Origin of the sequence: Pandoraea terrigena (assembly GCF_902459705.1) — a bacterium.
Classification (GTDB): domain Bacteria; phylum Pseudomonadota; class Gammaproteobacteria; order Burkholderiales; family Burkholderiaceae; genus Pandoraea; species Pandoraea terrigena.
The window spans coordinates 367,410-374,338 of the sequence record NZ_CABPRU010000005.1 but is presented as its reverse complement, the minus strand read 5'-3'; the positions used below and the strand labels follow the sequence as shown (position 1 = coordinate 374,338).

At 62.9% G+C, this 6,929-nt stretch carries 7 protein-coding genes; 3 read left to right on the top strand and 4 right to left on the bottom strand.

The window, feature by feature from the left end:
* The first annotated feature begins 358 nt into the window (after positions 1 to 358).
* The 3 genes from PTE31013_RS13830 to PTE31013_RS13820 all read left to right on the top strand — a co-directional run bounded on the left by PTE31013_RS13830 (position 359) and on the right by PTE31013_RS13820 (position 2,447).
* Positions 359 to 862, top strand: a complete 504-nt coding sequence (locus PTE31013_RS13830; RefSeq protein ID WP_150613357.1) for an inclusion body family protein — start codon at positions 359 to 361, stop codon at positions 860 to 862.
* A gap of 79 nt (positions 863 to 941) precedes the next feature.
* The gene (locus tag PTE31013_RS13825; RefSeq protein ID WP_150613356.1) at positions 942 to 1,460 is read left to right on the top strand and encodes an AidA/PixA family protein; all 519 of its coding nucleotides are present in this window, start codon (positions 942 to 944) and stop codon (positions 1,458 to 1,460) included.
* A gap of 147 nt (positions 1,461 to 1,607) precedes the next feature.
* Positions 1,608 to 2,447, top strand: a complete 840-nt coding sequence (locus PTE31013_RS13820; RefSeq protein ID WP_150613355.1) for a bifunctional allantoicase/(S)-ureidoglycine aminohydrolase — start codon at positions 1,608 to 1,610, stop codon at positions 2,445 to 2,447.
* Positions 2,448 to 2,505: 58 nt separating this feature from the next.
* On the opposite strand, the gene PTE31013_RS13815 is transcribed toward PTE31013_RS13820, so the two are convergent.
* The 4 genes from PTE31013_RS13815 to PTE31013_RS13800 form a co-directional block, all read right to left on the bottom strand.
* Entirely contained in the window at positions 2,506 to 3,396 is an 891-nt protein-coding gene (locus PTE31013_RS13815) for a LysR substrate-binding domain-containing protein (RefSeq protein WP_150613354.1), read from the bottom strand.
* Positions 3,397 to 3,482: 86 nt separating this feature from the next.
* Complete coding sequence (locus PTE31013_RS13810) at positions 3,483 to 5,108, bottom strand: AAA family ATPase (RefSeq protein WP_150613353.1); 1,626 nt, start codon at positions 5,106 to 5,108, stop codon at positions 3,483 to 3,485.
* A 61-nt stretch (positions 5,109 to 5,169) separates the two neighbouring features.
* Positions 5,170 to 5,880, bottom strand: coding sequence for an alpha/beta hydrolase (locus PTE31013_RS13805; RefSeq protein WP_150613352.1), 711 nt, complete (start codon positions 5,878 to 5,880; stop codon positions 5,170 to 5,172).
* Between the two features lie 93 nt (positions 5,881 to 5,973).
* The gene (locus tag PTE31013_RS13800; RefSeq protein ID WP_150613351.1) at positions 5,974 to 6,864 is read right to left on the bottom strand and encodes a LysR family transcriptional regulator; all 891 of its coding nucleotides are present in this window, start codon (positions 6,862 to 6,864) and stop codon (positions 5,974 to 5,976) included.
* Positions 6,865 to 6,929 lie beyond the last annotated feature (65 nt).

The following is a 6,929-nucleotide window of genomic DNA, read 5'->3' as shown; positions in this document are numbered from 1 at the left end:
CTAGCGCTTGACGAAACACATAGGGGCACCCCCCCCGCGCCCCGCCTCGGCGCGGCTCGACACTCCATCAACGAAGCCCCGATGCTGTCAATACGCATGGGCTTTTCTGGTTGTTTCGCTCCAATTCCCTGATTGGTGCCCCCGTGCCCGCCCGAACGACGCCCGTCGCAGCGACGCCTGGCGCACAAACGTCACTCATAAAGTGCAGGCCGCGCGAGGTTGACCATTGCCCTCGCCGTTTCTAGGCTCCATCGGTGAAGCGCGCTCCCGCGTTTCACGCGCGGCCCGCAGGCCGCTGGCTCCGAGACCGCCATCGCCCGATGGACGGCATTCAACTCAGCCTTTCGTGGAGAAACACATGTCCCAAATCACCGATGTGCTGGTCAGCATCGATACCAAGACGATCGTCGACCGGTATGGCAAGAACTCCAGCATGGCGAATCCGCCGATCATCGACTTCAAGCACGTCTTCATGATCGTGGCGCAGGGCAATGTGGTAAGTGGACAGGCCGGCGGCGAGCTGGACGTCGCGGCGACGGTCGGCGACGTCATCCGCTGGCGCGAATCCTCCCTCTCGCTCGGCTTCGAGCAATCGTGCATCTTCTACAAATTCATCGGCAACCAGGGCAACGACCTGATCACCCCACCCTCGCCACGGGAAGCCGAGGTCACGATTCCCGTGCCGAATCCGCCCGATCCGACCCATCCTAAGAAGCAAACGTGCGCGAACTACTTCTGGTCATGCGAGACGCTCAAGACCGGACGCGTCACCTATCACTTCCAATTCATGATCCTCGATCGCAGCGGCAACCTGTGCGGCTGCTACCAGTGGGATCCGTTCATCACCATTCGCAATCATTGACGAACGCCGGGCCGCGACACGTGACGCGCCAGCACGGGCGCCCGATCGCGGCCACCCCGGCCCACGGCAAGGAACCCCCATGTCCGACGCACACTCCTCCGACGGCGAACGCCGTGCGATCGCCGACGTCCTGCTGGTCATCGATTCCGCAACGCTGCTCGACCGGCACCCCCAGGCAACCGACGCGCCCGTGAGCGTCGACGCCGACCGCTGCTATGGGCTCGCCCCGGATAGCGCTGCACTCGATGGCGTCAACGCGGCGCAATGGCGTGTCGACGCCCACGCCGGCGACCGTTTGCGGCTGCGCTGGACGCCGCTCGCCATACGTGGCGAACACGCCGTGCTCCTTGAACTTTCTCTCGATGACGAGAGAACGCTGAGCGGTTTGCAGTTGCACGTGCATGAGCACGCGACGCGCTATGCGCCCCAGTCGGGTTCATTCGAGACGCCGGTGGCGCGAGAAGCCCCGGATGCCTTCTGGCAAGCCGATGTCGTGGGCAGCGGCACGGCCGCGCTGACAATCGAGGCCATTGTCACGGACCGCGATGCCAACGTGCTCGGACGCTTCCGCTGGCCCATGCGCATCGTCGTACCCTGAGCGCCTGCATTGCATTCAGAAAACGAATGATGTGCATTTTTATATTTAATTTGTCGATGGATGGCCGGTTCGCTATCTTGTGCATCTTTCCCGATGGTTTCGCCCCCACGAAACTCCCCGACCAGAACGACACAGGAGCCATCAATCATGTCGAACACCACGTATTACGCGCCACAAGGCGGGCATCCAGGCCAAACCGAACTGCTCACCGACCGTGCCATGTTCACCGAGGCGTACGCCGTCATTCCCAAGGGGGTGATGCGCGACATCGTCACGAGCCATTTGCCGTTCTGGGACAACACGCGTCTGTGGGTGCTGGCCCGTCCGCTCTCGGGCTTCGCCGAGACGTTCGCGCAATACATCATGGAAGTCGGCGCGGGAGGTGGCAGCGATAAGCCCGAGCAGGACGAGACGGCCGAGGGCGTGCTGTTCGTCGTCGAAGGGGAAATCACGGTGACGATCCAGGGCAAGGCGAACCGGTTGACGCCGGGCGGCTATGCGTTCCTGCCGCCCGCGACCGACTGGCAAGTGCGCAACGCCGGCCAGCGCCCCGCGCGCTTCCACTGGATTCGCAAGCACTACCAAGCCGTGGCGGGGTTGCCGGCCCCCGAGCCGTTCGTGAAGAACGAGCAGGACGTCGAACCGATTCCGATGCCGGGCACCGACGGCCGCTGGGTCACGACGCGCTTTGTCGACATCCAGGACATGCGCCACGACATGCATGTGAACATTGTGACGTTCCAGCCCGGCGGCGTGATTCCATTCGCGGAAACCCACGTGATGGAGCACGGCTTGTATGTACTCGAAGGCAAGGCTGTCTATCGCCTGAATCAGGATTGGGTGGAAGTCGAAGCCGGTGACTTCATGTGGCTGCGCGCCTTCTGCCCGCAGGCCTGCTACGCCGGTGGTCCCGGTCCGTTCCGCTACCTGCTGTACAAAGACGTCAACCGTCACATGAACCTGACGCTCGGCGCACAGCCCAAGTAAGCGCCGCAGCCAGCATCACTGTTGCGCGCCCGTTGGCGCGCATCCCGGCGCGCGTCGCTCATTTCGGCGCGCGCGGCTTCGTCGCCAGCATTCCCACGAGCACTTTGGCGAGCGCACTCACCATGGCGTCTGCCGTCGGCCGGTGAAAGATCGCCAGCTCGAAGGCGTCGACGACCGGCAGGCCCTGCGCCCGGCCAAGCACCACATGCCGCGGCAGCACGGCGCGCGGCGGCACCAGACTGATTCCCATCCCATCGGCCACCGCGCCCTGAATGCCGCTCAAGCTGGAACTGGTGAAGGCGATGCGCCAGTCGCGTCCCATCGTCTCGAGGGCTTGAACCATGTCGTCGCGATACAGCCCGCGCGCAGGAAACGTCACCAGCGGCACCGGATCGCAGCCGAACGACGGATGCTCCGCGCTGTCGATCCACGCCAGTCTCTCGGGGCGGCTCGCCACCGACTCGCGACTATGGCGACGCTGCTTGACCAGTACCAGATCGAGTTCGCCGCGATCATAGCTGGCAAGCAGATCGCGGCTCAGGCCACTCGTGACTTCAAGCTTGACCTGCGGATACTGCCGATTGAAACGCGCGAGCACCTGCGTCGTGGCGCCCGTCGCGAAATCCTCCGGCACACCCAGGCGCACCGTCACGACCACCACGGCCCCAGAGAGCGCCTCGAACATCTGGTCGTTGAGTGCGAGCATCTGACGCGCGTGGCCGAGCAACCGCTCGCCCGCGTCGGTCGCATGGATGTCACGATGGCCGCGCTCGAGCAACTTGTGCCCAACCAGGTCCTCGAGACGCCGCACCTTCTGGCTCACGGTGGATTGCGTCGAATGCAGACGCGTTGCCGCCGTCGTGAAGCTGCCGCAATCGGCCACCATGAGGATCGAGCGCAGCAGATCCAGATCGAAGAGCGGGCGATTCGATTTCGCACTGCCAGCCATGTTAGCTATTCAAATAGTCGATGGATGGCAGCACTTGTATCACGCACGACGAACGACCGTCAAAGCCCCAGTGCCCGGCCGTCGCCTCACCCTTCATAACCACGGAACAGACCGCAGAGCCGGAACACGTCTTCGGTGAACGGCATGCCCTTGACCTTGCAATAGCGGCTGGCGAGCTTCATCAATTCCTTGATGTCGCGCCCGCTCGCGTTCGGGTATCGGCGCGCGAGCGTGTCGATCAGGGTGTCGTCGAGTGGCGCGCCCACCTGTTCGGCCTGCATGCGCCAGAGCCGGCGTGCGTCCGATGGCGACGGTGTCTCATAGTGAATGGTGGCGATGCAGCGCGACAGGATCGCATCGTCGACGTCGCCGCTGCGGTTGGTCGTCATGAACAGCAGGCCGTGGAAGTACTCGAGCGAGCGCAGGAATTCCGCGACGATGGCGTTGTGCTCCAGGTCGTTATCGCGCCGCCGGATGTACACGTCAGCCTCATCGAGCAGCAAGATGGCATTCCAGCGCATGGCCCGTCGCAGAATGCTCATGAGCGTGGCGCCCACCGACGCCGCCGTCGTCCCTAATTGGCCGGAATGCACACGGTAGAGCGGCTTGCCAACGACTTCGGCGTAGACCTCTGCCGTGAGTGTCTTGCCCAGTCCCGGCGCGCCTTGGCAGAGAATCGTCGAACCGCCCGATTTGCCCGGGACAAAGTCCGGCATCATCACGTCCATGTGCGATGTCAGGATGTCGATCAGGTCGTGATGATGCCCTGGCAGCACGAGCTTGTCGCGCAACCCTGGCTGATACGCGTATTCGGTCATGTTCTGCACGTGCACCCAGAGATTGCGGTGCCAATCCAGGTGAAACACGTGCACATAGCAATGCAGCGGAATCGTCTCGAACCCCTGCGTGATGTCGGCGTTGCGCCAGAAGTCCGCATCGCACGCCATCTCGAAATTGCGCTCGAGACGTTCTTCGTCGTTCACGCACTTCGCCGCCGAGCCGTCCACCACGCGAATCAACTCGGTGGTTCCCTTCGCATCAACCGAGAACGCCGCGCGACACAGCACGAATTGCGCCCCGAAGGCACGCTGCACGTGCAGGAACCGCTGCGCATGCTGTTCATATTCGCGCTTGAACTCGGCGCACTCCTTGTAGAAGCCAAATTCGGCAAGCAACTCGGGAATGGTGCGGTTGGCGATGTCGTCGCGCGTGAACACCAGCGACGTGGTCATGCCCGAGCGGCGCAGACGATGCTCGGTCAGGTTCGAATTGGCCGACTGCATGGTGTTCGCCAGCATGTCCATGACGACATAGGGCGATCCCTGCTCCGGCTCCACGTAACGCAAGCGACGCACAAGCCACGGCAACAGCGCACCGTCGCGGTGACGTTGATATACCCAACCGTCGATGACGTCGCGGGCGAGATAGGCGACAAGACCCGGCACCAGCTTGTCCAGACTCGGGATGACCCGCGCCTGCGGCGCATGGTAGACGTTGTCGAGCGCCAGCATCTGGAACATCAGCGCACGTTCGTTCTGTGTCTTGCTCAACACATAGAGGGTGTTGAGCGACTTCGCGTCGAACCATTCGCTCGATACCCGCAGGTTGCCCCGGCATACCCCATAAGCCGTCAACTGCTTGCCCAATGTTGAGTCGGAGCCGATGAGTTGCAGCAGCGGATGAATCAGTGACTCTGGAATTTCAAAATCCATGAACGACACTCCCCTTAAGGCGTGTGACCCATACGTGCGTTGCCCGTTGGCAGGACGCTCGTCAGGCGAGGAAGAAGTCGATGGCACGCGCCACGACGCCCGGATCGATGATGTGCAGCCCGTCGAACTCGACGTACTGCACGTCGTAGCCCGCCGCAGTGAGCTTGCCGGCGTTCTGACGACCGCTTGTCGCGATGGGTAGTTGTTCGTCGCGCTGTCCGTGGGCGATGAAGATGCGTGGCTGCCCTTCCTGAACGAAGATGGACATGAAACCGCCAGAGAATGCGATGACGTGGCTAGCGATGTCACCGTTCGTCACGCCAATGGACAAGGCATAACTCGCCCCGTCGGAAAAGCCCGCGAATGCCACACGTCCCGTATCGATGCGGTACCGGCCGGCAACCTCGCGCAACGCCTGTTGCAGACGCGCCAGATCGGGGCCGTTGCCGCCGATCACGATGTCCCACGTCGCGAAGGTCGAATGCGGTGCAAGCACGAGAAACCGGTGGCGCTGCGCATGCGGCTCGATGAACGGGAGCACCTTTTCCGGAAAGCCGCCCGCGCCATGAAACATCACCAATAGCGGGACCGCAGTGTCCGCAGGCAGATCCGGCGGCACGTAAAGCACGGCGTCGCGCTGCTCGCTCAACCCAAGCGAGTGACGTCCAGACGGCAAGGCAGAGGGTAGGACCGCCGACGGCGATGCCGGCGTACCAGAGGTGGCGGCTAGGACGTCCGGTGACATCCGTCCGAACAACGAAAGATCGAACATGGCGCGAGGATTGTCTCGTGATCGTTGATATTATTGATATATTGTATATCAATAAGGATCGCGCCCCAGATCCGGCCTCGGCGTTCCGCCGCCTTATCCTGCCATATAGGCAGCCAATCCAGCCACGAGTGCGTCGAACGTGACTTTGCAGCGTGGACTCTGGCGCAGGTCTTCGTGCATTGTGACCCACGTCTGCAGTTTGAAGCGAAAGGCGTTCGGCAGCACGCGCAAGAGCCGGGCATCTTGCCGCGCCAGTGGCACCTGACACGCGCCGATGCCGTAGCCCGCCCGGATCATGGCCAGTTGCGCCAGGTCGCTATCGGCGCGAAACGCAAAACGCTCGCGTGACCAGTCGGGTACGCCACGGATGGCTTCGCGGATGAACGGCGTCATTTGATCGAAGCCAATCATCGTATGATGCACAAGGTCGGCCAGCGACGACGGCGCGCCGTGGCGCGCCAGATAATCGGCGCGCGCATGCAGGCCGACGTCGATGTTTCCCACGCGACGCGCTATCAGCGCGCCCTGTTGCGGAGGCGCCATTCGCACGGCAATGTCGACTTCGCGATGCAGCAGATCCTGAATGCGGTTCGTGGGAACCAGTTCGATGGTCAGTTGCGGGTGCGCGCGGCGCAGCGCACTCAGGATCGGTGGCAGTACCTCCACGCCGACGACCTCGCTCGCCGAGAGGCGCACGACCCCGCTTACCCCCTCCCCCTGGCTAGCCGCTGCTCGCTCGAATGCCTGCGCCGTGTGCAGCATCGCCTGCGCGTGGGCACGCAACGATGCTGCCGCGTCGGTGGGCAGCAAGCCGGTCTGCGAACGGGTAAAGAGTGTTTGCCCCAGCACCGCTTCCAGCGCCGCGATATGGCGGCCCACCGTCGGTTGCGTGATGCCCAGCGCACGCGCGGCGCCCGAGAGCGACCCCTCGGTGAGCACGGCAAGAAACGTCCGGCAGAGATCCCAGTTCAGCGTTGTCATCATACAAATATGTATAGCCGATAGAAGGTTTCAGGTAATTTTATTTGAAGTACTTCGCGTGGAGAATG

Excerpts from the sequence above, each read along its gene's own strand:
- PTE31013_RS13810 (WP_150613353.1), bottom strand. The coding sequence starts at position 5,108 with ATGGATTTTGAAATTCCAGAGTCACTGATTCATCCGCTGCTGCAACTC.
- PTE31013_RS13800 (WP_150613351.1), bottom strand. The coding sequence starts at position 6,864 with ATGATGACAACGCTGAACTGGGATCTCTGCCGGACGTTTCTTGCCGTG.
- PTE31013_RS13820 (WP_150613355.1), top strand. The coding sequence starts at position 1,608 with ATGTCGAACACCACGTATTACGCGCCACAAGGCGGGCATCCAGGCCAA.
- PTE31013_RS13815 (WP_150613354.1), bottom strand. The coding sequence starts at position 3,396 with ATGGCTGGCAGTGCGAAATCGAATCGCCCGCTCTTCGATCTGGATCTG.
- PTE31013_RS13830 (WP_150613357.1), top strand. The coding sequence starts at position 359 with ATGTCCCAAATCACCGATGTGCTGGTCAGCATCGATACCAAGACGATC.
- PTE31013_RS13825 (WP_150613356.1), top strand. The coding sequence starts at position 942 with ATGTCCGACGCACACTCCTCCGACGGCGAACGCCGTGCGATCGCCGAC.
- PTE31013_RS13805 (WP_150613352.1), bottom strand. The coding sequence starts at position 5,880 with ATGTTCGATCTTTCGTTGTTCGGACGGATGTCACCGGACGTCCTAGCC.